Raw genomic sequence first — 23,381 nt, 5'->3', positions numbered from 1 at the left:
GGTCCTAACATAACGGAAGTTGCGGGAAGGCTCCAGATGATTTGCCGGCGTCATGGCGGTATCATGCGCAACCCTTTTTTCGATCCATCTGCCCGGTTACTGTGTCATGGCCCGTATCAAGCTGTCCTTTCCCGACGAGGTTTTCCTCTTTTCCACCACCATGCCGGTGCGTATTACCGATATCAATGGCGCCAACCACCTGGGTAATGATGCGCTGATCTCCATGCTGTCCGAGGCGCGGGCACAGTTCATGGTGAAGATGGGGCTGCAGGAGCAGATCTCGGACGGCGTGGGTATCGTGGTGACCGACCTGGCGACCATGTACCAGTCCGAGTCGTTCTTCCCCGAGATCCTGCGCTTTGAGGTGGGTGTGACCGACCTGAACAAGTACGGCGGTGACTATGTGTTCCGGGTTACCAAGGAAGCCAGTGGCCAGCCGGTGGCCCTGGCCAAGTACGGGTTTGTGTTCTTCAGCTTTCGCCAGAAGAAGGTGGTTGAACTGCCGGAGTACTTCCGCGAGCGGTTCTCCTGAGGCCGCCTAAGCACTGGCTTGCCTGAGGCGGGCAATGCCCTGGCGGTAAAGCAGGTAAGCCATTGTGCCGGCCATCAGGTTGCCGGCAAGGGCCCCGGTCATCAGCCCCGGCAGGCCACCCAGCTGGCCGCCCAGCCACAGCATCGGCAGGTAACAGGCGAACAGGCGTAAAGTGGAAATCAGCAGCGCCCGCATCGGTAGCCCCAGGGCGTTGTTGACCGATACCATCAGCATACAGACTCCAAGCCCGCTGTAACTCAGGGGCACCCGCAGCAGATAATCCCCCAGTACGTCACTGACCTCCCGGTCGGCGGTGAACAGCTCGGACACCAGTCCCGAGGCGGCCAGCCATACCAGGGCAATGCCCAGTTGCCAGATGACCACGAACCTGACGGCCAGCCGCACCAGTTTGCGGATGGTGCCAATGTCCCCCTGCCCCAGCAGGCGACCCACCATGGGTGGCATGGACATGGTCAGTGCCAGTACCACCACGATGGAAAAGAACTCCAGCCGCGTGCCCAGCCCCCAGGCGGCGACGGCGGCGGAGCCAAACCCGGCCACCAGCGCGGTGGCCAGCATGGCCGACAGCGGGGGCATCAGCTGGCTGACCATGGCCGGGGCCATGATGCCGCCCAGTTGCCGGATCGATTGCCCCAGCTTCAGTGCGCCCAGGTTAAAGCTCAGCCAGCCCCGTTTCAGCAGGGCCGGGTAGATCACCAGGCAGCCGACACCGAATGACGTAATGGTGGCCAGTGGTGCCCCCGGCAAGCCCCAGCCGAACACGAAGATGTACAGTGGATCCAGGGCGATGTTGAGCAGGCTGGCCACCACCATCATCAGCCCCGGCAGCTTGGTATCCCCGTGGGACCGGCAGATACTGTAGCCGAAGTAGAGCACCGCTCCGGTCCAGGCCGCCACCAGCCAGGGCATCCAGTACAGGCGGATCATGGGCAGCAGGGACTCCTCTGCTCCCAGCAGGGTCATGATGGTGTCCCGTAACAGCCACATGACCAGGGCCAGTACCAGGACCAGGGTGGCGCCCGTTGTCACCACCAGGCCGGCGAGCCGGAAGGCCCGCTGTTCATCCCCGGCACCCAGGGTGCGTGAAATGATCGCCGTGGTGGCGATGCCCAGCCCCACCTGCAGCCCGGTGACCAGCTGCTGCATGGGCACGGTGAAGCCCAGCGCCGCCAGCGGGTCGCGGCCCAGCTGGCCGATGAAGATGCTGTCTGCCAGTTGGAAGGTCATCAGCGACAACACGCCGAACAGCATCGGCCAGGTCATGGCATAGAGTTGTCGGGGCAGGCTGGTCTGGGGATCGGTGGGGTTCACGGGTGCGGGTACGGCTCCGGCTGGTGAAAGGGAGCGGGGAATTCTAGCAGCTTTGTGGTGGTTGCAATAAAAAGAGGCGACCCTGGGTGGTCGCCTCTTCGGAATGCCCGGTGTATGGACTTACTTCTTCTGGTTCGCCCAGTAGGGCTCCCGCAGTTCCCTCTTGAGTACCTTGCCGATGGTGGAGCGGGGCAGCTCGTCCCGGAACTCCACGCCGGCCAGGCGCTGGGTCTTGCCCAGTTTTTCGTTGGCAAACGCCAGGATTTCCTCTTCGGAGGCCGACGAGCCGGGCTTGCGGACCACCAGGCCCAGTGGTGTTTCGCCCCAGTGTTCACTGGGAATGCCGATCACGGCGACGTCGGCGACCGCGGAATGCTCCAGCAGGACTTTCTCCAGGTCCACCGCATAGATGTTGAAACCACCGGAGATGATCATGTCCTTGCGACGGTCAAGGATATAAAGGAAGCCATCCTCATCCAGCCGGCCCATGTCGCCACTGCGGTAGAAGGTATGACCCTCCGGGCTGGTCCAGAGCATCTCTTGCGTCTGCTGCTCCCGGTGATAGTAACCACGCATCATGGAAATGGCGCGGCCCACGATTTCGCCGATTTCGCCCTGGGGTAGCTCATTGCCATTGTCATCGATGATACGGATTTCCGCGCCTTCGGTGGGTACGCCAACGGAATCCCACTTGGTGGGATTGGCTGCGCAGTCCAGGGTGGTGGAGATACCGCCCTCGGTGAGACCGTAAACCTCGCGGATATTGCCCGGCCAGCGTTTCATGGCCTCGGCAATGACGTCCGAGCGCAGCGGGGCGCTGGTGCACAGCTTGAGCTTGAAGCTGGACAGGTCAAACTGGTCAAAGTCGGGTTCGGCCATGATGCGACTGTACTGGACCGGCACCAGCATGGCGTGGGTGACCCGATGTTCTTCCGCCAGTTCCAGGAAGCGATGGGCATTGAACTTGCCCATCAGCACCAGGGTGCCTCCGTGGTACAGGGTAGGCAGCGCCGACACCAGGGTGGTGTTGGAATACAGTGGTGTGGACACAAGGTTGATGGCGTCACCGTCCAGGCCGAAGTTGGCCAGACGGATCAGTTGACGCTGGCGGAACCGGTAATCGTGCAGTATACCTTTGGGAGTTCCGGTGGTGCCGGAGCTGTAGATAATATTGAAGGGGTCGTCCATGGTGACTTCTGCCGGCTGGGCTTCGTCGCCGGTGTTTCCCAGCCAGGTGTCCAGGTCCTGGCCACTGTCGACGTCACTGGTATCGAGCCCGATGCGCTGGGCTGGCTGGACCCGCTTGAGCTGGTCGCGGATTTCGTTGAATAGCGGGAGGTTTTTCTCTGATACGAAGAGGAAGCGGGTGTCGCAGTCTTCCACCATCAGCGCCAGGGCTTCGCCACTGGCCATGCCGGACAGGGGCACCATGCAGCCACCGGCAATCAGGGTGCCCAGGTACAGGCACATATAATCGTTGCTGTTTTCTGACAGGCCTGCGACCGTGTCCCCGGTTTGCAGGCCATCGGCCCGCAGGCGGTTGGCAATGCGGTTGGCGCGGCTGACCATCTGGGCCCAGGTGAGGGTGCCCTTTTCATCGGTGAGGGCTCTCTTCTCTCCCTGTGAGCGGGCGAAACCCTGGATATAGTGACCGATGGGGTCCATGGTTTCGTGGTCCAGCGCTGGAGCGTAGTTGGGCATCGCTGCAACGGTTTGTCTCATTTTGGAGGCCTCTGTGGTTGTTGTGTTTTGTCTAGTGAAATTTATTTCCGAATATATTGACTCAAAACTGGAAGGCGTGACAAATTAAACGCCCTGTTCAAGCTTTTGAAAAGCACCCTAATCAATTTTTGTGGTTTGTTTTTCAAGCGATTTTCCGGGATTATGTTTCGAATCAGGCGATTAAGCATCGGAATTTACAATCATAAAAGCATGGTAAGGTTTAAGGAGCACAGACTATGACGCGTTTCACTGGGCGAGTCGCCATTGTTACCGGTGCTGGCAGCGGTATTGGCCGCGCTACCGCCCTGAGGCTCGCGAGCGAAGGTGCCCGCGTGGTGCTGGCAGACTGGTCCGAAGAGGGTCTGCTGGAAACCGCCTCCCTCATGCCCTCCGAAGCGGTCCACGTTGAGCGGAAGCTGGACGTATCCGACGAAGACGCCGTCAGTTCACTGGTGTCGGAAGTCAAGGAACAGTTCGGGCAAATTGATATCCTCGTCAACAACGCCGGCATCTCCGGTGGCAGCTACCCCCCGGTCACCGAGAACGAAAAGGCCGACTGGGAGAAAATCCTGGGCGTAAACCTGATTGGTGCCATGCTGATGATCAAGCATGTGGCGCCCCATATGCAGGAGCGCCAGCAGGGTGCCATCGTTAATACCGCGTCTGTAGCGGGCATTCGCTCCGGCGCCGGTGGCAATCCGTACAGCGCTTCCAAGGCTGGGGTCATCAACCTGACCCAGACCGCGGCCTGTGACCTGGGTGGTTTCAATGTGCGGGTCAACGCGGTTTGCCCCGGCCTGGTGGAAACCGGAATGACCAAGGTAGTGTTCGACTACGCCCGCGCCAACGAGAAAGAACACAAACTCGGCGCCCGTTGCGAACTGCGGCGGTATGGCCGGCCGGAAGAGCTGGCAGCTGCCATCTGCTTCCTGGCGTCTGACGATGCCAGCTATATCACAGGACAGGCCCTGCCGGTCGATGGCGGCAATACGGCGTCCCTGAACATGCCCGGAATGAAAGTGTAATGAGCGAAGCAACACAGAACCTCCACATCACCGGTGGCAAGGATCTGCCCGGCTTTCACAACATGCTGGGGTACCGGCAGGTTTCCTGGGAGGAAGACAAGGCGGTGATCGCCCTGGACCTGAAACCGGAGCACCTGAACCTGGGCGGGGTTATCCACGGCGGTGTGCTCACCTCCCTGCTGGATATCGTGCTGGCAGAGGCCGGCACCTACTGCCCCTATCCGGGTCGCATGCGCAAGGCCATTACCCTGACCCTGACAACCACGTTTACCGGCCAGTGTTCCGCTGGCACTATTACCGTCACTGGCATCAAACGCGCCGGCGGTACCCGAATTTTTAACAGCACCGGTGAAGTTCGCGACGACAAGGGCAACCTGCTTGCCATTGCCGAGGGTACGTTCCGAATCCGGTCCGGTAGTGAGAAACCTGAGGGCGTTCCCATCTGAACGCACCCCCTCCTAGATCAAATAAATAATAGAGAGGCACAACAATGTTGTATGAACCGTCTGACAGAGCAAAGAAGCTGCTAAATGAACTTAACGAGTTCATGGACGCCTATGTCTATCCGAACGAGCACAAGCATCACGAGCAGGTAGAGCAGGCCGAGAATCGCTGGGCTCCGACTCCGATCATGGAGGAGCTGAAGGCCAAGGCCAAGAGCGCCGGCCTGTGGAACCTGTTCCTGCCGGAAAGTGAGCGTGGCGCGGGCCTGACCAACCTGGAGTATGCCCACCTGTGCGAAGTCATGGGTCGCTCTCACATGGCGCCGGAAGTGTTCAACTGCTCCGCGCCGGACACCGGCAACATGGAAACCATCGAGCGCTATGGTAATGAAGAGCAGAAAGAGAAGTGGCTGAAGCCGCTGCTGGAAGGCGAGATCCGTTCCTGCTTCTCCATGACCGAGCCGAACGTAGCCTCCTCCGACGCTACCAACATTGGTACTGAGATCCGCCGTGAAGGCGACGAGTACGTCATCAACGGCAAGAAGTGGTGGTCCTCCGGTGCCATGACCACCACCACCAAGATTGCCATTGTCATGGGCAAGACTGACCCGACCGCTGAGAAGCACAAGCAGCAGTCCATGATCCTGGTTCCGCTGGATGCGCCGGGCGTGGAAATTGTCCGTGCCCTGCACGTGTTCGGCTATGACCACGCGCCCCACGGCCACGCCGAGGTTCACTACAATAACGTACGGGTGCCGGTTTCCAACATCCTGCTGGGTGAAGGTCGCGGCTTTGAAATTGCCCAGGGTCGCCTTGGGCCAGGCCGTATCCACCACTGCATGCGTACTATCGGTGTTGCCGAGCGCGCCCTGGAACTGATGTGTGAACGCGCCAACGCCCGTGAAGCCTTTGGTCGTCCGTTGGTGGAATTCGACTCCATCCGCAAGGACATCGCCCGCTCACGCCTGGAAATCGAGCAGGCCCGTCTGATGACCCTGAAGGCCGCTCACATGATGGATACCGTGGGTAACAAGGTCGCCCGCCAGGAGATCGCCATGATCAAGGTGATTGCGCCGAACATGGCCCTGAAGGTTCTGGACCGTGCCATCCAGGTTCACGGCGGTGCCGGCGTCAGCCAGGACACCTTCCTGGCCGCAGCCTGGGCCAGCGTCCGCACCCTGCGCCTGGCTGACGGCCCGGACGAGGTGCACCTGGATTCCATCGCCAAGATGGAACTGAAGAACTACCCGCGCACCCATTAATCCCGGAGCTGTCATGACAAACCCGTTGTTTGATATGACCGGCAAGGTGGCCCTGATCACAGGGTCCACCAAGGGTATCGGCCGGTCCATCGCAGAAGAGATGGCCCGGCTCGGTGCGAAGGTGGTGATCTCCAGCCGCAAGGCCGATGCCTGTGAGCAGGTGGCCGGTGAGCTCAAGTCCCAGGGCTTTGAGGCCATCGCCATCCCCTGCCACGTGGGCAAGAAGGATGACCTGCAGAACCTGGTGGACAAGACCCTGGAAGCCTGGGGCAAGATCGACGTGCTGGTGTGCAATGCCGCCACCAACCCGGTCTATGGCCCCACGTCGGAAATGACCGACGAGGCCTGGGACAAGATCATGGACACCAACGTCAAGGGCACCTTCTGGCTCACCAACATGGTGCTGCCGGGCATGGCCGAACGTGGTGAGGGGGCGGTGGTTCTGCTGTCCTCCATCGCCGGTATCCGTGGCAATACCACCATTGGTACCTACGGGGTTTCCAAGGCCGCGGAAGCTGCCCTGGCCCGTAACCTGGCCGTGGAGTGGGGTCCGAAGGGCATCCGCATCAACAGCATTGCGCCGGGACTGATCAAGACCGATTTTGCCAAGGCCCTGTGGGAAGACCCGGTGCGCGTCAAACGTGCCGAGGAAAAGACACCCCTGCGCCGTATCGGCGATCCGGTCGATATCGCCGGGCTGGCGGTGTTCCTGTCCACCAAGGCCAGCGCCTATATCACCGGTCAGGTGATTGTGGCGGATGGCGGCGAAACCATTTGCTGAGGTTCTTATGAGTACTGGACCCAACCTGGTGGACGTCCTCGACGCCCACCGGTTTGACGAAGCAGCCCTGCTGAAGTGGCTGCAGAAGGAGATTCCCGAATTCGGTGGCGACCTCGAGGTCAAGCAGTTCCAGGGTGGGCAGTCCAACCCCACCTTCCTGCTGACCTCTGGCGGCAAGCGCTATGTGTTGCGCAAGAAACCGCCCGGGAAAACCCTCCCCTCTGCGCATATGGTGGAGCGGGAATACAAGGTGATCCGGGCCCTGTCTGACAATACCGATGTACCTGTGCCCAAAGCCCGGGTGCTGTGTGAAGACAGCGATCTGATCGGCACGCCGTTCTATGTCATGGACTTTATGGAAGGCCGGGTGCTCAGCCATCCCGCCTTGCCGGAGCTTGACAAGGCTGAGCGCCGACCGGTTCACTACGCTGCCATAGACACGATGGCGAAGATGCACTCGGTCGATGTCAACAAGGTTGGCCTGGGTGACTTTGGCCGTCCGGAAGGCTACGTGGCCCGTCAGGTTGCGCGCTGGTCCAAGCAGTATGAGGCGTCGAAGACCGACGACATGCCGTCCATGGACAAGCTGATGAAATGGCTGCCGGAGAACCTGCCGGCGAACGATGAATGCGCGATTGCCCATGGTGACTACCGCCTGGGCAACCTGATGCTGCATCCGGACAAGTCTGAAGTCATCGCTATCCTCGACTGGGAGCTGTCCACCCTTGGCCATCCGCTGGCGGACCTGGCGTACTACTGCCTGCACTACCACCTGAGCTCCAGCTTTGAAGGTATGCGTGGCGTGGTGGGTGAGGACCTGGTTGAACTGGGTATTCCCGACGAGCAGGAAACCATTGAGCGTTACTGCAAGGCGACCGGCCGTGATGGCATCGACGACTGGCACGTCTTCGTATCGTTCTCCCTGTTCCGGCTGGCAGCCATCGTCCAGGGCGTCTACGCTCGCGCCCTGGCAGGCAATGCCAGTAATGCCGATGCGCTGGAAGTGGGTAAGCGTGCCCATATCCTGGCCGACGCTGGCTGGGCCGTTGCCCAGAAGGGCAGCAAGGGCGCAGGCTTATGAGCGACCAGGCAGCGGCGGACCCCATGGTTCGCCGTATACTCATTACCAATGACGACGGCGTGGCAGCCCCTGGCCTGAAGATCCTGGTGGATATTGCCAACCGCTTGGCGGAGGAAGTCTGGATCGTTGCCCCGGAGCATGACCGCAGTGGCGCAGGGCAGAGTATCTCCCTGCATGATCCGCTGAGAGTTTACCAGCACGGGGAGCGGCACTTCGCGGTCTCCGGTACGCCGGCAGACTGTGTGCTCTACGCCCTGGCTGAATGGTTTGGTGAAACGCCACCGGATCTGGTGCTCTCCGGCATCAACGCCGGTGCCAACATTGGCGATTCCGTGCAATACTCCGGCACCGTGGGCGCCGTACTCAGTGCCGAACACCTGGGTATACCCGCCATCGCATTGAGTCAGTCCTTTGTAAACCGGGAGCAGATTGACTGGACGCCGGTGGCCGAACTGGGTGAGGCGGCCATCCGGGCACTCTGGCCCTCTGCCAAGGATGACAAGTGCTGCTGGAACGTGAATTTCCCGGCGTGTGCGGCCAGTGACATCACCACCATGGAATACGCTTCCCAGTCCGCCGGTTCCATTGCCAGGCCGCAACTGCTGCCGGGGCAGGACAGCCGTGGCTTGTCCTACTGGTGGCTGGGTTTTGACCGGAACACAGAACACCAGGTAGCGGATGATTCCGATGTGGCCGTTCTGCGCCGCCGTGGTGTGGCGGCCTCGCCCTTACGGGGTGAGCACAGGATGCCTGGCGACGGGGCATCCATCGCACTACGAAAGACCTGACAGAGCCGCTCCGGGCGGAATCGGCGTTACTATCCGGGCATGGCCCGGCAATCGCTGGTTCGGCCCGGGGCGGCTGCCGTCTGCAAGCTAGATAACCGGAGACAACTGAATGTTTACACGACACCACAAGGTCTGGCCGAGAGAGCTGCCCAAGACCATGACCCTGCCGCAGACCAGCCTGTTTACCAACCTGGAAATCTCGGCTCTGCGGTACCCGGACCACACCGCCATCGTCTACTACGATACAAAGATCACCTATCGTGAGCTCCTGGACGAAGTGGAAGCACTGGCGGGATGGCTGCAGCAGAACGGCGTCAAGAAAGGCGACCGGGTGCTCCTGTACATGCAGAACTCTCCCCAGTATGTGATTGGCTACTACGCCATCCTGCGGGCCGACGCTGCGGTAATCCCGGTGAACCCCATGAACCGGGCCGCTGAGCTGGAGCACTATGTCTCGGATACCCAGGCAACCATCTGCCTGGCCGGGATGGAGCTGGCGGAGTTTATCGCCCCGCTGGTAGGAAATACCTACCTGGAGCGTGTGGTCGTGGCGGCCTACAGCAGCTATGTGCGTCAGCCGACCGACCTGAAAATGCCGGCGGAAGTGGCGGCCGAGCCCCGTGAACTGACCGCCCCCGGCCTGATCTCCTGGGAAGATGCCCTGAACGCCGGCGACAAGCCAGGCGAGCACACCGCAGGTCCGGATGACCTGGCCGTGATTCCCTACAGCTCCGGTACCACCGGGCAGCCCAAGGGTTGTATGCATGTGCACCGTGGTCCCATGGCGACGGCGGTACAGCGGTCATTCTGGAACATCACCACGTCGGACTCCGTCCAGCTGTGCACCCTGCCGTTCTTCCATGTGACCGGTATGACCGGCTCCATGAACAGCCCTATCTACTCCGGCTCTACCATGGTCATCATGACCCGCTGGGACCGGGATGTTGCTGGCACACTGATTGAACGCTACAAGGTCACCGGCTGGACCAACATCGTCACCATGGCGGTGGACTTCCTGTCGAATCCTGACCTGGGCAAGTACGACATCAGCTCCCTGGTGACCATTGGCGGGGGCGGTGCAGCCATGCCCCAGGCGGTGGCAAAGAAGCTCAAGGACCTGACCGGGCTGGAATACATTGAAGGGTACGGCCTGTCCGAAACCATGGCGGCCACCCACATCAACCCGCCCAATGCGCCCAAGGCCCAGTGCCTGGGTATCCCGGTGTTTGATGTGGATTCCCGTATCATCGATGTCGATACCCTGGAAGAGAAGGGCCCTGGTGAAGTGGGCGAGATCGTTTCCAACGGCTACCAGGTGACCGTGGGTTACTGGAACCGCCCGGCTGAGACCGACGCCGCGTTTGTGGAAATCGACGGCAAGAAGTTCTTCCGTACCGGTGACCTGGCCTATTACGATGAAGACGGTTACTTCTTCATGGTTGACCGGGTCAAGCGGATGATCAACGCCTCCGGCTTCAAGGTCTGGCCGTCAGAGGTGGAGAGCATGATGTACCAGCACCCCTCCATCCACGAGGTTTGCATCATCTCCGCTCCCCACGAAAAGCGGGGCGAAACCGTCAAGGCGGTTGTGGTACTGACTCCCGAGGGCGAAGGGTCTACCACCGAGGAAGACATCGTCGCCTGGTGCCGGGAACAGATGGCGGCCTATAAGGTGCCCTCTGAGGTGCAGTTCGTCAGTGAACTGCCGAAATCCCCCACGGGCAAACTGATGTGGCGTGCTTTGCAAGAAGAGGAATGGAAGAAGTAATCCTGCCCTGACTGACTACCCCACTGGCCATCCTGGCCAGTGGGGTGCCTGACCTGCCCCTGCCTCCCGGCCTATTATGACGGCCATTGAAGGACCTGCCAGAATTCCATTTTCGTCATTGAAATTAACAATAAGGTTCGCATAGCGAAATCACATTCTGTCTATTGACAGTGCATGCTCGCAGTGTACTCTTGTGCATCGGCGTGAGGCTTTTTGCCAATACGTCTGAATTGTAAAGAAAAGCAAAAAAATCCAGAAACGTAAACCCAATAAAATCAATGAAAGTGTTGCAGTAACGGCAACTCTACAAAAACAACGTCGCCACGGGAGGGGCCGGTTTGACTACATTTCTCCAACAGGTTTTCAACGGGTTGACCCTGGGCAGCATCTACGGTCTCGTAGCGCTCGGTCTGACCCTTGTTTACGGGATACTCCATATCCCGAACTTCGCACATGGTGCGCTCTACATGGTAGGCGCCTTCATGTCGTACTTCTTTATGGTGGACATGGGCGTCCACTACTGGGTTGCCATGGCCGGGTCGGCCGTCGTGATTGCTGTACTTGGCATCATCTGTGAGCGCCTGGTATTCCATCCCCTGAGAAACTCGCCTCCAATACACGACAAGATTGCCGCTATCGGTATACTCCTGTTCCTGGAGGCCGTGGTGCACATGTTCTGGGGTTCCGATTTCCGCCGCATGTCGACGCCTTTCGGCGGTGTGGTTAACCTGGACGGTGTCTTCCTGCGGGAGCAGGGCATCCTGATCATTGCCTCCACCGTGGTGCTGGTGGTTGCCCTCAACCTGTTCCTGCGCAAGACCATGGTGGGTGCCACCATCATTGCCATGGCCCAGAACCGTGAGGGTGCATTCCTGGTGGGCATCGATGCCAACCGCGTGGCCATGATGACCTTTGCCATTTCCGGCATCCTCGCCGCCGTGGCCGCTACCCTGTATGCGCCGATGAACCTGGTATACCCCGCCATGGGCCACCTGGTCATCATGAAAGCCTTCGTTATCATCATCCTTGGCGGTATGGGCAGCATCCCTGGCGCCATTGTCGGTGGCATGATCATTGGCTTCGCCGAAGCCTTCGGTGGCTACTACATTTCCGACGCCTACAAGGACGTAATCGCCTTCGCTTTGCTGGTGGTTATCCTGTCCATCCGTCCACAAGGTCTGTTTGCTAAGGGGGCGCACTGATCATGATGTTTAAGCTTGGAGCCCTGTTAATGCACCCGGCCAGCAAATATGTGCTGCTGGCCCTGGCCCTGGTCTTTCCGGCCCTGGCCTCAAACGAGTACCAGGTCTATGTGATGGCAACCGCCTTCATATGGGCGATTGCGGTATACGGTTTTAACGTCATTACCGGTTTCTGCGGCCAGCTTAACCTGGCTCATGGTGGCTTTTTCGCCATCGGTGCCTACACGGTGGCACTGCTGACCTCGGACGCAGGCTGGAATTTCTGGCCCGCCTTCGTCGCGGCGCTGCTGTTGACCGCAGTGCTCGGTCTGCTGGTTGGCGCCGTATCGCTGCGGCTGAAGGAGCATTACTTTGCCATCTTCACCCTGTGTGTGGGCTTTATCATCTACCTGCTGCTGGACAAGTGGGAGGAGCTGACCCACGGTGCCCTGGGTGTTCGTAACATTGCTGCCCCTGATGGTTTCGGGCTGGTGAACTTCCGTGAAACCATGCCGCTGTATTACCTGGTCCTGTTCTTCCTGGTATTCATCATCTGGTTTACCAGCCGTATCCAGAAGTCCCTGGTGGGTCGAACCTTCGTTGCCATTCGCAACGGCGACGAACTTGCGGAGTCTCTGGGCATCAACCTGATGAAAACCAAGATTGTGGCGTTTGTGATCTCCACCACCTATGCCGGCCTGGCGGGTGCGCTCTATGCGGGGATGATCCGCTTCGTGGGGCCGGAAGACGGCAACGTGCTGCACACCTTCAACATGATCATGTACATGCTGGTCGGTGGTATTGGCACACTGTTCGGACCGCTGGTGGGTACTGTTGGCATTGTCTGGATCACCCAGTCCCTGCAGTTCCTCGAGGAGTACCGGATGATCATCTTCGGGCCGCTGCTGGTGGTGCTGGTGATCTTCTTCCCGCTGGGCGTGTGTGGTTCCTTCCTGACCTGGATGCATCGCAAGGCACAGGCTCTGGGTCTGGGTCCCAAGAAAGTGCAGACGGAAAGTAAAGTGAAGACCAGCAGTCAGGAGGCCAGCAACAATGCTTAAAGTAGAACACCTCACCAAGATGTTCGGCGGCCTGGCTGCGGTCAACGATGTGTCCGTGGACTTTGGCGCCAACCAGATCAATGCGATTATCGGCCCCAATGGTGCTGGTAAGAGTACTTTCTTCAACCTGATTTCCGGGATGCATCAGCCCACATCCGGCCGCATTCTGCTGGATGGCACCGATGTCACCCGGATGCGGTGTGATCATGTCGCCAAATTGGGTGTCGGGCGTACCTTCCAGACCACCAATCTGTTTGAAACCGCTACAGTTCTGGATAACCTGATCGTAGGTTACCGGTTGCGTACCCAGTCAGGTCTGTGGGATGTACTGATCAACTCCAAGCGCCTGCAGCGGGAAGAGAAAGCGGCTCGCGAGAAGGCCCGCGAAGCGCTCGACTTTGTTGGCCTGACCCATGCCGAGAACCGCTACATCGCGGACTGTACCCAGGAAGAGCGCAAGCGTGTCGCCTTTGCCCTGGCACTGGCCACGGATCCGAAGATCGTCCTGCTGGACGAGCCGGCCGCCGGGGTTAACCCGGAGGAAACCGAGGGCCTGGCTGAGCTGATGAAAAAGATGGTAAAAAATGGCCTGACCGTGTGTCTTATCGAGCACAAGATGGACATGATCATGGGTATTGCCGACAAGATCATGGTTCTGGACCATGGCGAGAAAATTGCCGAAGGCACGCCGGAAGAAGTGAAGAACAATCCGGTAGTTATTGAAGCGTACCTGGGGAGTGACCACGATGCTGCAGCTTAAGAACGTCGACGTCCACTACGGTAGCTTCAAGGCCCTGAACAACATCAACATGACTGTCGATACCGGCGGCCTGGTGGTGTTGCTGGGTGCCAACGGTGCGGGCAAGTCCACACTTTTCAACGCCATCAGTGGCCTGATCAAGCCATCGGCCGGCAATATCGAGTTTGAGGACAAGATCCTCAACGGCATGAAGCCCAGCGCCGTGGTTTCTGCCGGCGTGGTCCAGTGTGCGGAAGGCCGCCAGCTGTTCCCGCAGATGAGTGTCCATGACAACCTGATGCTGGGTGCCTACGTGCACCGCAAGGACAAGGACGGTAATCGCAAGCGCCTGAACGAGGTGCTGGAACTGTTCCCCATCCTTGAGGAAAAGGCCCACCAGCCGGCAGGTTCCCTGTCCGGTGGCCAGCAGCAAATGGTGGCGATCGGCCGTGCCATGATGAGCCGTCCGCGCCTGCTTTTGCTGGATGAGCCATCCCTGGGCCTGGCGCCGCTGGTGGTCAAGCAGATGTTCGAGACCATCCAACAGATCAACAGCCTGGGCACCACGGTGCTGCTGGCTGAACAGAATGCCTTTGCGGCACTTAAAATTGCCACACACGCATACGTTATGGAAAACGGCCAGCTCGTTATGGACGGCGACCGTGAGACGATGCTGGGTAACGAGGAAGTGCGCAAAGCATACATCGGGGCCTGATGATGGCCCCGGCTCGCTTGTAAATATACCTGACAAGCGCCTGTGAAAAGGCGAAATAAAACCAGGAGAAAACAATGAAAACAGCGAAGAAACTTGGACTGGCAGTTGCTGTAGCAACCACAATGGGCATGAGTTCCGCGATGGCGGCCGAGGTCAACATCGGCTTCACCGGCCCGCTTTCCGGTGGCGCCGCCCTGTACGGCGAAAACGTTCTGTCCGGCCTGCGTATGGCAGCCGATGAAATTAACGAGGCGGGTGGCTTCGACCTGAATGGCGAGAAGACCACCATCAACATCGTTGCCCTGGACGACCAGTACTCCCCGGCACAGGCGGCGACCAACGCCAAGCGCCTGAAGCAGGAATCCAATGTTCCTGCGGTATTTGTTCCGCACTCCGGCGGTATCTTCGCACTGATGGACTTCAACGTGGAAGACGACTTCCTCGTGATGGCCTACACCAGTGTTCCCACCATTACCGAACAGGGTAACCCGCTGACGCTGCGTATTCCGCCGACCTTTGACGGCTACGTGAAAGCGTTTACCAACTACGCCCTGGAGACCTGGGGCACCAAGCTGGCCATGGGTGGTGCCACCCACGAATACGCCAAGATCTGGGCATCCATGGTAGAGAAGGCCTGGACTGCCAACGGTGGCGAAGTCGTCGCCCAGAATCCGATGGACTATAACAAGTCTGCGGACTTCTTCACCGGCGTCAGCCGCCTGATCTCCGAGAACCCGGACGTCATGTTCGTTGGTGGTGCTTCCGAGCCGACCGGCCTGGTTATCCAGCAGGCGCGTCAGCTGGGCTATGAAGGCGCGTTCATCATGATGGACCAGGCCAAGATCGATGAGGCTGCCAACGTGGTCGGTGGCTACGAGCCGCTGGAAGACACTGTTGGTGTGGTTCCGCTGGGTGTATATGAAACGGAAGCCGCCCAGTCTTTCATCAAGCGTTATGAAGAGATCTACGGCAAGACTCCGGGCTCTGAAGCCGCGTTCAACTACGGTGCTCTGCATGGCCTGGTAGACGCCATGGATAAGACCGAAAGCACTGACCCAGAAACTATCCGGGCGGCACTTGGCGATGCCATTGCCAATCTTGAGTCCAGCAAGAACCCGTATGAAGTGGAAGGTGTCGACGAGAAGGGTGGCTTTATTACTGCACCCACCATGGCCATCGTGAAGGATGGTGAGATCGTCGAAGAGGAATTCTGATCCTTCCGGACGGAGTTCACTGAATGAAAAAGGGGGCCTCGGCCCCCTTTTTCACGTCCGGAGAATGCCAGGTATACTCCGGATAACGGATTGAACTTACGGCTTGACGTACATGGCCAGGTTTTCTGCCACTACGGCCGGCTTGTCCTCACCCTTGATCTCGATCAGCGTCTTGTAGGTGGCCAGGATTCGCTTTTCGTCCACGTCCTCAATATTCACCAGCTCGACGGTGGAGCGGATGTCCGATCCGGACTTAACGGCTGCCGGCAGCCGTACCTTGTTCATGCCGTAGTTGATGGTGGCGGCAGGACCTGTCACGGTCATGGCCTGCTGGTTGAGCTGCGGGATCAGCGACAGGGTCAGGAAGCCGTGGGCGACCGGGGCTCCCCAGGGGGCTTCTTTCTTTGCCCGTTCCACGTCCACGTGGATCCACTGGTGGTCACCGGTGGCATCGGCAAAGGCCTGGATCATCTCCTGGCTGACGTTCAGCCAGGGGCTCTGGCCCACAACCTTGCCCTTGTGTTTCGGCAGATCTTCGAGTGCGATACTTGTCATTATTGTCTCCTGGTTTCGTTTCGCGAAAATCAATTTCGTAAGCTATTCTCATGGACCTGAGCGTTTGGTGCAACAACAAAAATTCCCCCGGAACCAAGAGGTGTGATATGTCAAAAAGGCAACAATATACGCTGGTTGAGCGTCCGGTCGGCATGCCCGACGAAACCCACCTGAAGCTTGAAGAAACCGATATACCCGCTGCCGCTGATGGCGAGGTACTTCTCAAGACCCGTTATCTCTCCCTGGATCCCTATATGCGTGGTCGCATGAACGACTCCGCTTCCTACGCCAACCCGGTAGCCCTGGGCGATGTCATGACCGGGGAGGCTGTCAGCGAAGTACTGGAGAGCAACCACCCGGACCTGTCGCCGGGGGACCTGGTGATCGGTCGCACCGGCTGGCAGACCCATTCTGTTGCAACGCCGGACATTCTCTATCGTATTGATCCGGACCTCGCACCCCCCAGCGCCTGGCTTGGCGTAATCGGCATGCCTGGGTTTACCGCCTACGTCGGCCTGCGGGAATTCGGCCAGCCCAAGGCGGGCGAGACCGTGGTGGTATCTGCTGCATCCGGCGCGGTGGGCCAGGTCGTGGGCCAGATCGCGAAAATGAAGGGCTGTCGCGTGGTCGGCGTTGCGGGTGCTGAAGACAAGTGCCAGCACGTGGTGGACCACTATGGTTTTGATGCCTGCGTGAACTACAAGGACGAGGATTTCGAGGAGCAGCTCAGCACAGCCTGCCCGGACGGCATCGACCTCTACTTCGAGAACGTCGGCGGCAAGGTTTTCGATGCGGTGATGAAGCTGATCAATGATTTTGCCCGTATCCCGGTCTGTGGTCGCATTGCCCACTACAATCAGACGAAGTTACCGGAGGGACCTGATCGGCTGATTCCCTTTATGGGCCAGATCCTGATCAAGCGCCTGATGTTCAGGGGCTTTATCCAGTCCGACCACAATGAACTGTTACCGGATTTCCGTCGGGATATGGGGCAGTGGCTGAAGGAAGGAAAGGTCAAATACCAGGAAGATGTGGTGGAAGGTATTGAAAACACGCTCAACGCCTTCCAGGGGCTGTTACAGGGCCGTAACCGCGGCAAGCTGGTCATCAAGGTGTCCTGATCCCAAACGGTCAAACAAAAAGGGGCGTACCCGTGAGGGGCGCCCCTTTTCTGGTTATACCGGCAGCAATGTCGCTGTCGGCAGTAGTCTTGGTGAATCAGAGTACGGCCAGCGCCGCGTCGTAGTCCGGCTCCTTCTTGATCTCATCGACCAGTTCGCTGTGCAGCACCTTGTTGTCTTCGTCCAGAACCACCACGGCACGAGCGCACAAGCCGGCCAGCGGCCCGGTCTGCAGGGCAACGCCATAATCCTGCTGGAAGCTGTAGTTGCGGAACGTGGACAGGGTTTGTACGTTTTTGAGTCCTTCCGCTCCGCAGAAGCGGCCAGCTGCGAAGGGCAGGTCGGCGGACACGACCAGCACCTCGGTGTTGTCCAGGCTGCCCGCCTTCTCATTGAACTTGCGGGTGGAGGCGGCGCATACGCCGGTGTCGATGCTGGGGATGATGTTGAGGATCTTGCGCTTGCCGGCAAACTTGTCCAGCCCCACATCCTGCAGGTCGCCGGTGGTGAGGGTGAAATCCGGTGCGGTGTCGCCGGGCTGGGGGAAGGTACCGCTGAGCTCCAGCGGGTTGCCGTCGAGTGTGACTTGACTCATGGGTGTCTCCTGACTTTCGGGTTGGGTTTTTCCGTTTCCGGTACCGGTAACATACACCTGTTTAGTGCATTTTGGATGACCCGTCGAGCAGGATTCGTGCAATCCTTCCGTTAACACGCCCCCGCTGGATGACGGTCTGGCGTGGTCGATGTCAGCGGGAAGCTTCCGCCGGCTCGAACCCGCGGGCCGGATAGCGTTGCACCAGCAGCAGGTAGGCCCCCATGGCGGCAACGGCACAGATGGCGATGATACTTGCCATCACCAGTGAGGTCCCGGTATAGAGATAGCCCACCAGGGACCCGACACAGGCGGCCAGGGCCATCTGCACGAAGCCGAACAAGGCCGAGGCCGACCCGGCCATGCGGGGGAAGTTGGCCAGGGCGCCGGCCATGGTCTGGGGCAGTGTCATGCCCACGCCGGCCATGAACAGGCTCTGGGGAATCATCACCGCCCAGACGTTATAGACCTCGGCCATGGCCAGCGCCGCCATGGAGGTTCCGCCGGCCACGCTCACCAGCAGCCCCCGCAGAAGGATCTGGTCTGGCAGCCAGCGACGGCCCAGACGGATCGCCAGCAGGTTACCGGCAATATAACCGGCCACTACGCAGGCAAAGTAGAGCCCGAAATGCTCCGGCCTGACCCCCAGAAAGTCGATCAGCACGTAGGACGAGCCGGACAGGAAGGCGAACAGCCCGGCGAAGGCAAAGGCATTGGTCAGGGTGTAGCCGATAAAGCTCGGGTCGGTACCGATGTGCCGGTAGTTCCTGACCAGGGACCCCAGTTTCAGGGACTGACGGTTTTCCGGGGCCATGGGTTCACGGATACCAAACGCCACGATGGCCGCCACCACAAGCCCGTAAACGCCGAGCGCCACAAAGATGGATGGCCAGCCAAAACCGGTCAGCAGGAACCCGCCAACGGTGGGTGCCAGGGCCGGGGCAAGGGCCATGATGCTGGCCAGCAGCGCCATGATGCGCGCAGCATCCCGCGGCGTATAGATATCCCGGATGGCGGCCCGGCCCAGAACAGGGCCAGCCGAGCCACCGAGGGCCTGCAGGAAGCGGAACAGCATCAGGGTTTCCACGTTGCTGGCCATGGCACAGCCAATACTGGCGAGGAAGAACAGCAGCAGTCCGCCGATCATGATCGGCTTGCGCCCAAACCGGTCCGCCAGCGGTCCGCAGAACAGCTGGGCCACGGCAAAGCCCGCCATGTAAAGGCTTAGGGTGAGCTGTACCTGGTCAGGACCTGCTGACAGGGCCTGGCCCATGGCGGGCAGGGCGGGCAGGTACATGTCGGTAGCCAGCGGCCCGAGGGCTACGGCGGCCGCCAGCAATACGGTTGTCCAGATACTGGTCAGTGCGAGCATGGGTCTTCCGATCATAAAAACAGGTCGCCCACTATACGGCGAGCGGCTGCAAAGATAACGACCGGTCGGATCATAGAACCTATGAAGAAAATCGATTAATGGTCAAGGTGCCGGGCCACAGCAGCCAGGCGGTTTCGCAGCCAGCGATGGCCGCTGTCGGTCTGGTAGCGCTGGTGCCAGATCATCAGCAGGTTCACGTCCCGGTAGTCGAAGGGCAGGGGCGCCGTGGCGAAGCCCCGCAACAGCTGGTGCTGCATGCGGGAGGGGGCCGAGGCCAGCAGGTCTGTGCCCCGCAGGAATTCCGGAAGGCCGGAGAAGTTGGAGACGGTAACGGCGATATTCCGGCTCAAGCCCCGGGCCCGCAGGGCATTCTCCAGTCCGGTGCGCTCCCCGGTGCCAAACAGCACATCCACATGCCTGGCCCGCAGATACTCCGCCAGGGTGGCCGGAGCGGAGCGCACGGACGGGTCGTAGAAAATCACCATCTGATCCCGGAGCAGGCCTTTCTGGATAATGTCGCCGGTATCCGGTGCGTGGGGCGTGATGATCAGGTCGCATACATCCTCCCTCAGCAGTTCCGGGCCCGGAATGCCCGAAGGAATCACCTGCAGCCGGATACCGGGGGCCTCCAGCGCCAACTGTTTCATCAATGGGGGCAGTAACAGGTCCCGCTGGTAGTCGTTGGCGGCAATGGTGAAGGTGAATTCGGCTGAGGCCGGCTCGAACGGGGGGCCGGCGGAGAGGGCGCGCAGTTCATCCAGGATCTGCTGGATATGGGGCCCGGTTTTCAGGGCATAGCGGGTCGGTGCAATGCCTCGGCCGGATTTCACGAACAGCGGGTCGCCCAGGGCCTGGCGCAACCGCTCCACGGTGTGGCTGACGGCTGACTGGCTCATGCCCAGGGTGACCGCGGCACGGGAAACGCTGTTCTCTCTCAGTACCGCGAGAAAGACTTCCAGGGAGCGGGTATCAAGGTGGAATTGATCAACGGTTTTCATGAATGCAGTGTAGCATGCCATAGGTCTGCCCAATCGAGGCCTCCATTGTTATGATGCTCGCCTTATAACACCGGAAAACGGACGACAAGATGTTGGGATTCCTGCCTAAGCCCCTGATTGGTGTGATTGCGGTCACCCTGTTGGCTCTCAATACCCTGTTCTGGGCGCTCTTCCTGTATATACCGGCACTGCTCAAGTTGGTGGTTCCCCACAAGGGCTTCCGCATTGGCTGTACCCGCCTCATTATCTGGGTGGCGGAGAATTGGGTGGCCGGTAATAATGCCTGGATGCGCCTGACACAGCGCACTCGCTGGTATGTTACCGGTGCTGAGGAGCTGGAGCGGGAAAGCTGGTACCTGGTGCTGAGCAATCACCAGAGCTGGGTGGATATCCTGGCCATGCAATGGGTCTTCAACCGGCGGGCACCGTTTCTCAAGTTTTTCCTGAAAAAGGAGCTGATCTGGGTGCCGGTGATCGGCATCGCCTGGTGGGGGCTGGACTTCCCCTTTATGAAGCGCCACTCCCCCCAGTACCTGTTAAAGCACCCGGAGAAGCGTGGGCAGGACCTGGCGACCACCCGCAAGGCCTGTGAGAAGTTTCGCTTTACGCCGGTCAGCGTGATGAACTTTGTCGAGGGCACACGCTATACCCCTGAAAAACACCGCAAGCAGAAATCCTCCTATCAGCACCTGCTGCAGCCCAAGGCCGGCGGTGTCGGGTTCGTGCTGGATGCCATGGGGGATGCCATGGAAACCCTGGTGGACGTTACTATCGCCTACCCTGATGGCGCACCCAGTTTCTGGGATTTCGCCTGTGGCCGGGTCAGCGAAGTGCGCATGGAAATCCATACCCACCCCATTCCGGAGGCCCTCAAGGGACGGGATTACTCCAAGGATGCAGAATATCGTCGCCAGCTTAAAACCTGGTTGGGGGATCTGTGGCGGGAAAAGGATCAACGACTGGAGCGTATGCTGGCGGAGGCAGGCCAGGGCGAGCCCAGCGTGAGCCGCTGAGCCTGCCCGGCCTGGAAAGCACTTAGCCCTGAGAGGACGGTTGTGCCTCGTCAACGTTGTCAGCAACCAGTTCCAGGTTGATCTGGCGGCGCTCCTCATCAATACCCGCCAGTCTTACCGTCACCGCCTGGTCCAGCTGGAAGGTCCGGGCCCCCTTGGTCGCCTCCAGGCGCAGGGTCACAGGATCAAAGCTGAACTTGCCTGACAGGGTCTTGCAGCTGACAAAGCCTTCCAGCCCGTTGCTATCCAGCCTTACGAAGAAACCAGCAGGTACGGTGCGGCTAATCACCCCGGTAAAGCTGGCGCCTTCGTCCAACTGGCGGGCGTAATCGCTCTTGAGCCAGCTCTCCAGCGAGTTTGACGCCTGCCGTGCCTGTATCTGCGCGGATTGCAGCGCATTCAGGCCTGCGTCTGCCAGGCGGTCGTGTTGCTCATCCCACAACGCTGCCTTGATCAGGCGATGCACGTAGAAGTCCACGTAACGCCGCAGTGGTGAGGTGAACGTGGTGTACGCCGGCAGGCCCATGCCCTGGTGAGGGGCTGCCTCGAACACCATCTCGGCGCGGGCCAGCTGGCGGGCGATAATGGTTTTCACCGGTACTTCCGCGTCCAGGTCAGAGGTGCGTACCATCAGCTCACGGAAGCCTTCCGGGGTGGCCGGGTCGATGCTGGCCAGGTCTGGTGCATAGCGCTCCAGCAGCGTGCGGATATTATCGGCGCGGTCGTCCCGCAGGCCGGGATGGGCAATAAACAGGCCGTGTTCCTGCCGGGCGAGGAAGTCTGCTGCACAGCGGTTGGCGGCGACCATGCACTCCTCCACCAGCCGGTGGGCTTCGTTCTGTACAGTCGGCTCGATGGTACGGATGCGCCGGTTTTCGTCGAGCCGCAGGCGGAACTCCGGCCGATCGCCGTTCAGCAGGGCATGGTCCGAGCGCCATTTGCGCAGGGCCGTGGCCGCCTGGTGGAGCTGGTCCAGGTTGTTGGTGACCTCCGGCGCCAGGGCGTCGGTTTCCTCGGTGTGCTGGTCTTCCAGCAGCTGGGTCACCAGCTCGTAGCTGAGCTTGCCCCGGGAGCGGATCACGGCGCGGTGAAAACTGAACTCGCCCAGGCTGCCATCGTTGTTTACCTGCAGGTCACATACCAGGGTGAGCCGGTCGGTGTCCGGCATCAGCGAACACAGCCGGGTGCTGATGGCTTCCGGCAGCATGGGGCGTGGTTCACCGGGGAAGTAGATTGCCGTCGCACGGTTGCGGGCTTCCTGGTCAGCCGGCGAGCCTTCGGGGATCAGCGCTGTGGGGTCGGCAATGGCTACAGACAGCCGCCAGCCAGTGGCATTGGGCTCTGCCAGCAGGGCGTCGTCCATGTCCTGCGTGCCCGGGCTGTCGATGGTGACATAGGGCTGGGCGGTGCGGTCTTCGCGACCTTCCCGTTCCGGTGCGATGGATTCTTCCGACAGGTTGGCGGCCTGCTTTTCTACAGCGTCCGGGAAGGCGTCGTCCATATCGAAACTGGCGAGGGTAAAGTTGCGCTCTATACCCGGGTCGCCGGTTTTGCCAATTACCCGGATGACCTGGGCCTGGCCTTTGCCATCCTTGATGGGGTGGCGCAGTATGCGGCAATAGATGAAATCATCCGGTTTCGCTTCACTGCGTTCCTTGGGCGGAATAAAGATCCAGCGGCCTATGCCCGGGGTTTCAGGTGCAACGAAATGGCCCTTGCCCTTCACCAGGTAGCGGCCGACAAAGGTGGTCAGGCTGGTTTCCAGCAGTTCCTCGACGATACCCTGGGTACGGCCTTTCTCGCCGGCCACTTCGGATACTGTGACCCGGTCTCCGGGCAGGACTTTCTGCATCTCCTCAGGCGGCAGGAACACGTCGCGACCTTCGTCCAGTGCTACAAACCCGAAACGACCGTTGGTGGCCTTGACGGTGCCGGGATAGACCGCCTTGTTTTCCTTGATGTCTGTTTTGAGCTGGCGCAACTGGTTGAGCGCGTCGGCATTAAGCATGAATGAAACCTGGCTGGTAAGAGTGACTGTTGGCGGGAGTATACCGGTTATGGCTGGCTGAGTCAGATGGTGTGGTGT

Annotated in this window: 22 protein-coding genes; 15 read left to right on the top strand and 7 right to left on the bottom strand. The window is 59.9% G+C overall.

Annotated elements, in window-relative coordinates; all coding sequences use genetic code 11:
• The first annotated feature begins 106 nt into the window (after positions 1-106).
• Positions 107-532, top strand: coding sequence for an acyl-CoA thioesterase (locus MLC59_RS09405; protein WP_248233671.1), 426 nt, complete (start codon positions 107-109; stop codon positions 530-532).
• A gap of 6 nt (positions 533-538) precedes the next feature.
• Here MLC59_RS09405 and MLC59_RS09400 read toward each other — a convergent pair whose 3' ends face one another.
• Positions 539-1,816: an MATE family efflux transporter gene (locus MLC59_RS09400; protein WP_248233734.1), complete on the bottom strand. Its 1,278-nt coding sequence runs from the start codon at positions 1,814-1,816 to the stop codon at positions 539-541.
• A 168-nt stretch (positions 1,817-1,984) separates the two neighbouring features.
• Positions 1,985-3,586, bottom strand: coding sequence for a class I adenylate-forming enzyme family protein (locus MLC59_RS09395; RefSeq protein ID WP_248233670.1), 1,602 nt, complete (start codon positions 3,584-3,586; stop codon positions 1,985-1,987).
• Positions 3,587-3,822: 236 nt separating this feature from the next.
• Between MLC59_RS09395 and MLC59_RS09390 the strand changes: the two genes are divergently transcribed.
• The 12 genes from MLC59_RS09390 (at position 3,823) to MLC59_RS09335 (ending at position 15,644) form a co-directional block, all read left to right on the top strand.
• A complete protein-coding gene (locus tag MLC59_RS09390) occupies positions 3,823-4,611 on the top strand; it encodes an SDR family NAD(P)-dependent oxidoreductase (protein ID WP_248233669.1) in 789 nt (262 codons plus the stop codon).
• Positions 4,611-5,057, top strand: a complete 447-nt coding sequence (locus MLC59_RS09385) for a PaaI family thioesterase (protein ID WP_248233668.1) — start codon at positions 4,611-4,613, stop codon at positions 5,055-5,057. Before MLC59_RS09390 ends, MLC59_RS09385 begins: the two co-directional genes overlap by 1 nt.
• Before the next feature lie 44 nt (positions 5,058-5,101).
• Positions 5,102-6,316: an acyl-CoA dehydrogenase family protein gene (locus MLC59_RS09380; protein WP_248233667.1), complete on the top strand. Its 1,215-nt coding sequence runs from the start codon at positions 5,102-5,104 to the stop codon at positions 6,314-6,316.
• A 13-nt stretch (positions 6,317-6,329) separates the two neighbouring features.
• Complete coding sequence (locus MLC59_RS09375) at positions 6,330-7,097, top strand: SDR family NAD(P)-dependent oxidoreductase (RefSeq protein ID WP_248233666.1); 768 nt, start codon at positions 6,330-6,332, stop codon at positions 7,095-7,097.
• A gap of 7 nt (positions 7,098-7,104) precedes the next feature.
• Positions 7,105-8,178: a phosphotransferase gene (locus tag MLC59_RS09370; RefSeq protein ID WP_248233665.1), complete on the top strand. Its 1,074-nt coding sequence runs from the start codon at positions 7,105-7,107 to the stop codon at positions 8,176-8,178.
• A complete protein-coding gene (gene surE, locus MLC59_RS09365; RefSeq protein WP_248233664.1) occupies positions 8,175-8,966 on the top strand; it encodes a 5'/3'-nucleotidase SurE in 792 nt (263 codons plus the stop codon). Before MLC59_RS09370 ends, surE begins: the two co-directional genes overlap by 4 nt.
• A 109-nt stretch (positions 8,967-9,075) precedes the next feature.
• Complete coding sequence (locus tag MLC59_RS09360) at positions 9,076-10,734, top strand: long-chain fatty acid--CoA ligase (protein WP_248233663.1); 1,659 nt, start codon at positions 9,076-9,078, stop codon at positions 10,732-10,734.
• 338 nt (positions 10,735-11,072) lie between these two features.
• Complete coding sequence (locus MLC59_RS09355; protein ID WP_248233662.1) at positions 11,073-11,936, top strand: branched-chain amino acid ABC transporter permease; 864 nt, start codon at positions 11,073-11,075, stop codon at positions 11,934-11,936.
• A 2-nt stretch (positions 11,937-11,938) separates the two neighbouring features.
• Positions 11,939-12,976 (top strand): branched-chain amino acid ABC transporter permease, encoded by a 1,038-nt coding sequence (locus MLC59_RS09350; protein WP_248233661.1) that lies wholly within the window; start codon positions 11,939-11,941, stop codon positions 12,974-12,976.
• Complete coding sequence (locus MLC59_RS09345; RefSeq protein WP_248233660.1) at positions 12,969-13,736, top strand: ABC transporter ATP-binding protein; 768 nt, start codon at positions 12,969-12,971, stop codon at positions 13,734-13,736. The genes MLC59_RS09350 and MLC59_RS09345 overlap by 8 nt, the downstream gene beginning before the upstream one ends.
• The gene (locus MLC59_RS09340) at positions 13,723-14,430 is read left to right on the top strand and encodes an ABC transporter ATP-binding protein (protein ID WP_248233659.1); all 708 of its coding nucleotides are present in this window, start codon (positions 13,723-13,725) and stop codon (positions 14,428-14,430) included. Before MLC59_RS09345 ends, MLC59_RS09340 begins: the two co-directional genes overlap by 14 nt.
• A 74-nt stretch (positions 14,431-14,504) precedes the next feature.
• Positions 14,505-15,644 (top strand): ABC transporter substrate-binding protein, encoded by a 1,140-nt coding sequence (locus MLC59_RS09335; RefSeq protein WP_248233658.1) that lies wholly within the window; start codon positions 14,505-14,507, stop codon positions 15,642-15,644.
• A gap of 96 nt (positions 15,645-15,740) precedes the next feature.
• Here the strand turns inward: MLC59_RS09335 and MLC59_RS09330 are convergent, their stop codons facing one another.
• Positions 15,741-16,199 (bottom strand): MaoC family dehydratase, encoded by a 459-nt coding sequence (locus tag MLC59_RS09330; protein ID WP_248233657.1) that lies wholly within the window; start codon positions 16,197-16,199, stop codon positions 15,741-15,743.
• Positions 16,200-16,306: 107 nt separating this feature from the next.
• Here MLC59_RS09330 and MLC59_RS09325 point away from each other — a divergent pair, with 107 nt between their 5' ends.
• The gene (locus MLC59_RS09325; RefSeq protein WP_248233656.1) at positions 16,307-17,320 is read left to right on the top strand and encodes an NADP-dependent oxidoreductase; all 1,014 of its coding nucleotides are present in this window, start codon (positions 16,307-16,309) and stop codon (positions 17,318-17,320) included.
• A 97-nt stretch (positions 17,321-17,417) separates the two neighbouring features.
• On the opposite strand, the gene tpx is transcribed toward MLC59_RS09325, so the two are convergent.
• The 3 genes from tpx to MLC59_RS09310 form a co-directional block, all read right to left on the bottom strand.
• Positions 17,418-17,915: a thiol peroxidase gene (gene tpx / locus MLC59_RS09320; RefSeq protein ID WP_248233654.1), complete on the bottom strand. Its 498-nt coding sequence runs from the start codon at positions 17,913-17,915 to the stop codon at positions 17,418-17,420.
• Between the two features lie 151 nt (positions 17,916-18,066).
• Positions 18,067-19,284: a Bcr/CflA family multidrug efflux MFS transporter gene (locus tag MLC59_RS09315; RefSeq protein ID WP_248233652.1), complete on the bottom strand. Its 1,218-nt coding sequence runs from the start codon at positions 19,282-19,284 to the stop codon at positions 18,067-18,069.
• A gap of 95 nt (positions 19,285-19,379) precedes the next feature.
• Positions 19,380-20,282, bottom strand: a complete 903-nt coding sequence (locus tag MLC59_RS09310) for a LysR family transcriptional regulator (protein WP_248233731.1) — start codon at positions 20,280-20,282, stop codon at positions 19,380-19,382.
• Positions 20,283-20,371: 89 nt separating this feature from the next.
• Between MLC59_RS09310 and MLC59_RS09305 the strand changes: the two genes are divergently transcribed.
• The gene (locus MLC59_RS09305) at positions 20,372-21,295 is read left to right on the top strand and encodes a 1-acylglycerol-3-phosphate O-acyltransferase, YihG family (protein WP_248233650.1); all 924 of its coding nucleotides are present in this window, start codon (positions 20,372-20,374) and stop codon (positions 21,293-21,295) included.
• Positions 21,296-21,317: 22 nt separating this feature from the next.
• Here MLC59_RS09305 and MLC59_RS09300 read toward each other — a convergent pair whose 3' ends face one another.
• Complete coding sequence (locus MLC59_RS09300; RefSeq protein ID WP_248233649.1) at positions 21,318-23,303, bottom strand: ribonuclease R family protein; 1,986 nt, start codon at positions 23,301-23,303, stop codon at positions 21,318-21,320.
• Between the last annotated feature and the right edge of the window lie 78 nt (positions 23,304-23,381).

It is taken from the genome of Marinobacter bryozoorum, assembly GCF_023156245.1.
In the GTDB taxonomy this organism is placed as follows: Bacteria; Pseudomonadota; Gammaproteobacteria; order Pseudomonadales; family Oleiphilaceae; genus Marinobacter; species Marinobacter bryozoorum.
The sequence above is the reverse complement of the archived record's forward strand: the minus strand, read 5'-3'. Positions and strand labels throughout refer to the sequence as shown.

Bases quoted from the DNA above. Each gene is read 5' to 3' on its own strand.
- MLC59_RS09405 (WP_248233671.1), top strand. From the start codon at position 107: ATGGCCCGTATCAAGCTGTCCTTTCCCGACGAGGTTTTCCTCTTTTCC.
- MLC59_RS09400 (WP_248233734.1), bottom strand. From the start codon at position 1,816: ATGACCTGGCCGATGCTGTTCGGCGTGTTGTCGCTGATGACCTTCCAA.
- MLC59_RS09395 (WP_248233670.1), bottom strand. From the start codon at position 3,586: ATGAGACAAACCGTTGCAGCGATGCCCAACTACGCTCCAGCGCTGGAC.
- MLC59_RS09390 (WP_248233669.1), top strand. From the start codon at position 3,823: ATGACGCGTTTCACTGGGCGAGTCGCCATTGTTACCGGTGCTGGCAGC.
- MLC59_RS09385 (WP_248233668.1), top strand. From the start codon at position 4,611: ATGAGCGAAGCAACACAGAACCTCCACATCACCGGTGGCAAGGATCTG.
- MLC59_RS09380 (WP_248233667.1), top strand. From the start codon at position 5,102: ATGTTGTATGAACCGTCTGACAGAGCAAAGAAGCTGCTAAATGAACTT.
- MLC59_RS09375 (WP_248233666.1), top strand. From the start codon at position 6,330: ATGACAAACCCGTTGTTTGATATGACCGGCAAGGTGGCCCTGATCACA.
- MLC59_RS09370 (WP_248233665.1), top strand. From the start codon at position 7,105: ATGAGTACTGGACCCAACCTGGTGGACGTCCTCGACGCCCACCGGTTT.
- surE (WP_248233664.1), top strand. From the start codon at position 8,175: ATGAGCGACCAGGCAGCGGCGGACCCCATGGTTCGCCGTATACTCATT.
- MLC59_RS09360 (WP_248233663.1), top strand. From the start codon at position 9,076: ATGTTTACACGACACCACAAGGTCTGGCCGAGAGAGCTGCCCAAGACC.
- MLC59_RS09350 (WP_248233661.1), top strand. From the start codon at position 11,939: ATGATGTTTAAGCTTGGAGCCCTGTTAATGCACCCGGCCAGCAAATAT.
- MLC59_RS09345 (WP_248233660.1), top strand. From the start codon at position 12,969: ATGCTTAAAGTAGAACACCTCACCAAGATGTTCGGCGGCCTGGCTGCG.
- MLC59_RS09340 (WP_248233659.1), top strand. From the start codon at position 13,723: ATGCTGCAGCTTAAGAACGTCGACGTCCACTACGGTAGCTTCAAGGCC.
- MLC59_RS09335 (WP_248233658.1), top strand. From the start codon at position 14,505: ATGAAAACAGCGAAGAAACTTGGACTGGCAGTTGCTGTAGCAACCACA.
- MLC59_RS09330 (WP_248233657.1), bottom strand. From the start codon at position 16,199: ATGACAAGTATCGCACTCGAAGATCTGCCGAAACACAAGGGCAAGGTT.
- MLC59_RS09325 (WP_248233656.1), top strand. From the start codon at position 16,307: ATGTCAAAAAGGCAACAATATACGCTGGTTGAGCGTCCGGTCGGCATG.
- tpx (WP_248233654.1), bottom strand. From the start codon at position 17,915: ATGAGTCAAGTCACACTCGACGGCAACCCGCTGGAGCTCAGCGGTACC.
- MLC59_RS09315 (WP_248233652.1), bottom strand. From the start codon at position 19,284: ATGCTCGCACTGACCAGTATCTGGACAACCGTATTGCTGGCGGCCGCC.
- MLC59_RS09310 (WP_248233731.1), bottom strand. From the start codon at position 20,282: ATGAAAACCGTTGATCAATTCCACCTTGATACCCGCTCCCTGGAAGTC.
- MLC59_RS09305 (WP_248233650.1), top strand. From the start codon at position 20,372: ATGTTGGGATTCCTGCCTAAGCCCCTGATTGGTGTGATTGCGGTCACC.
- MLC59_RS09300 (WP_248233649.1), bottom strand. From the start codon at position 23,303: ATGCTTAATGCCGACGCGCTCAACCAGTTGCGCCAGCTCAAAACAGAC.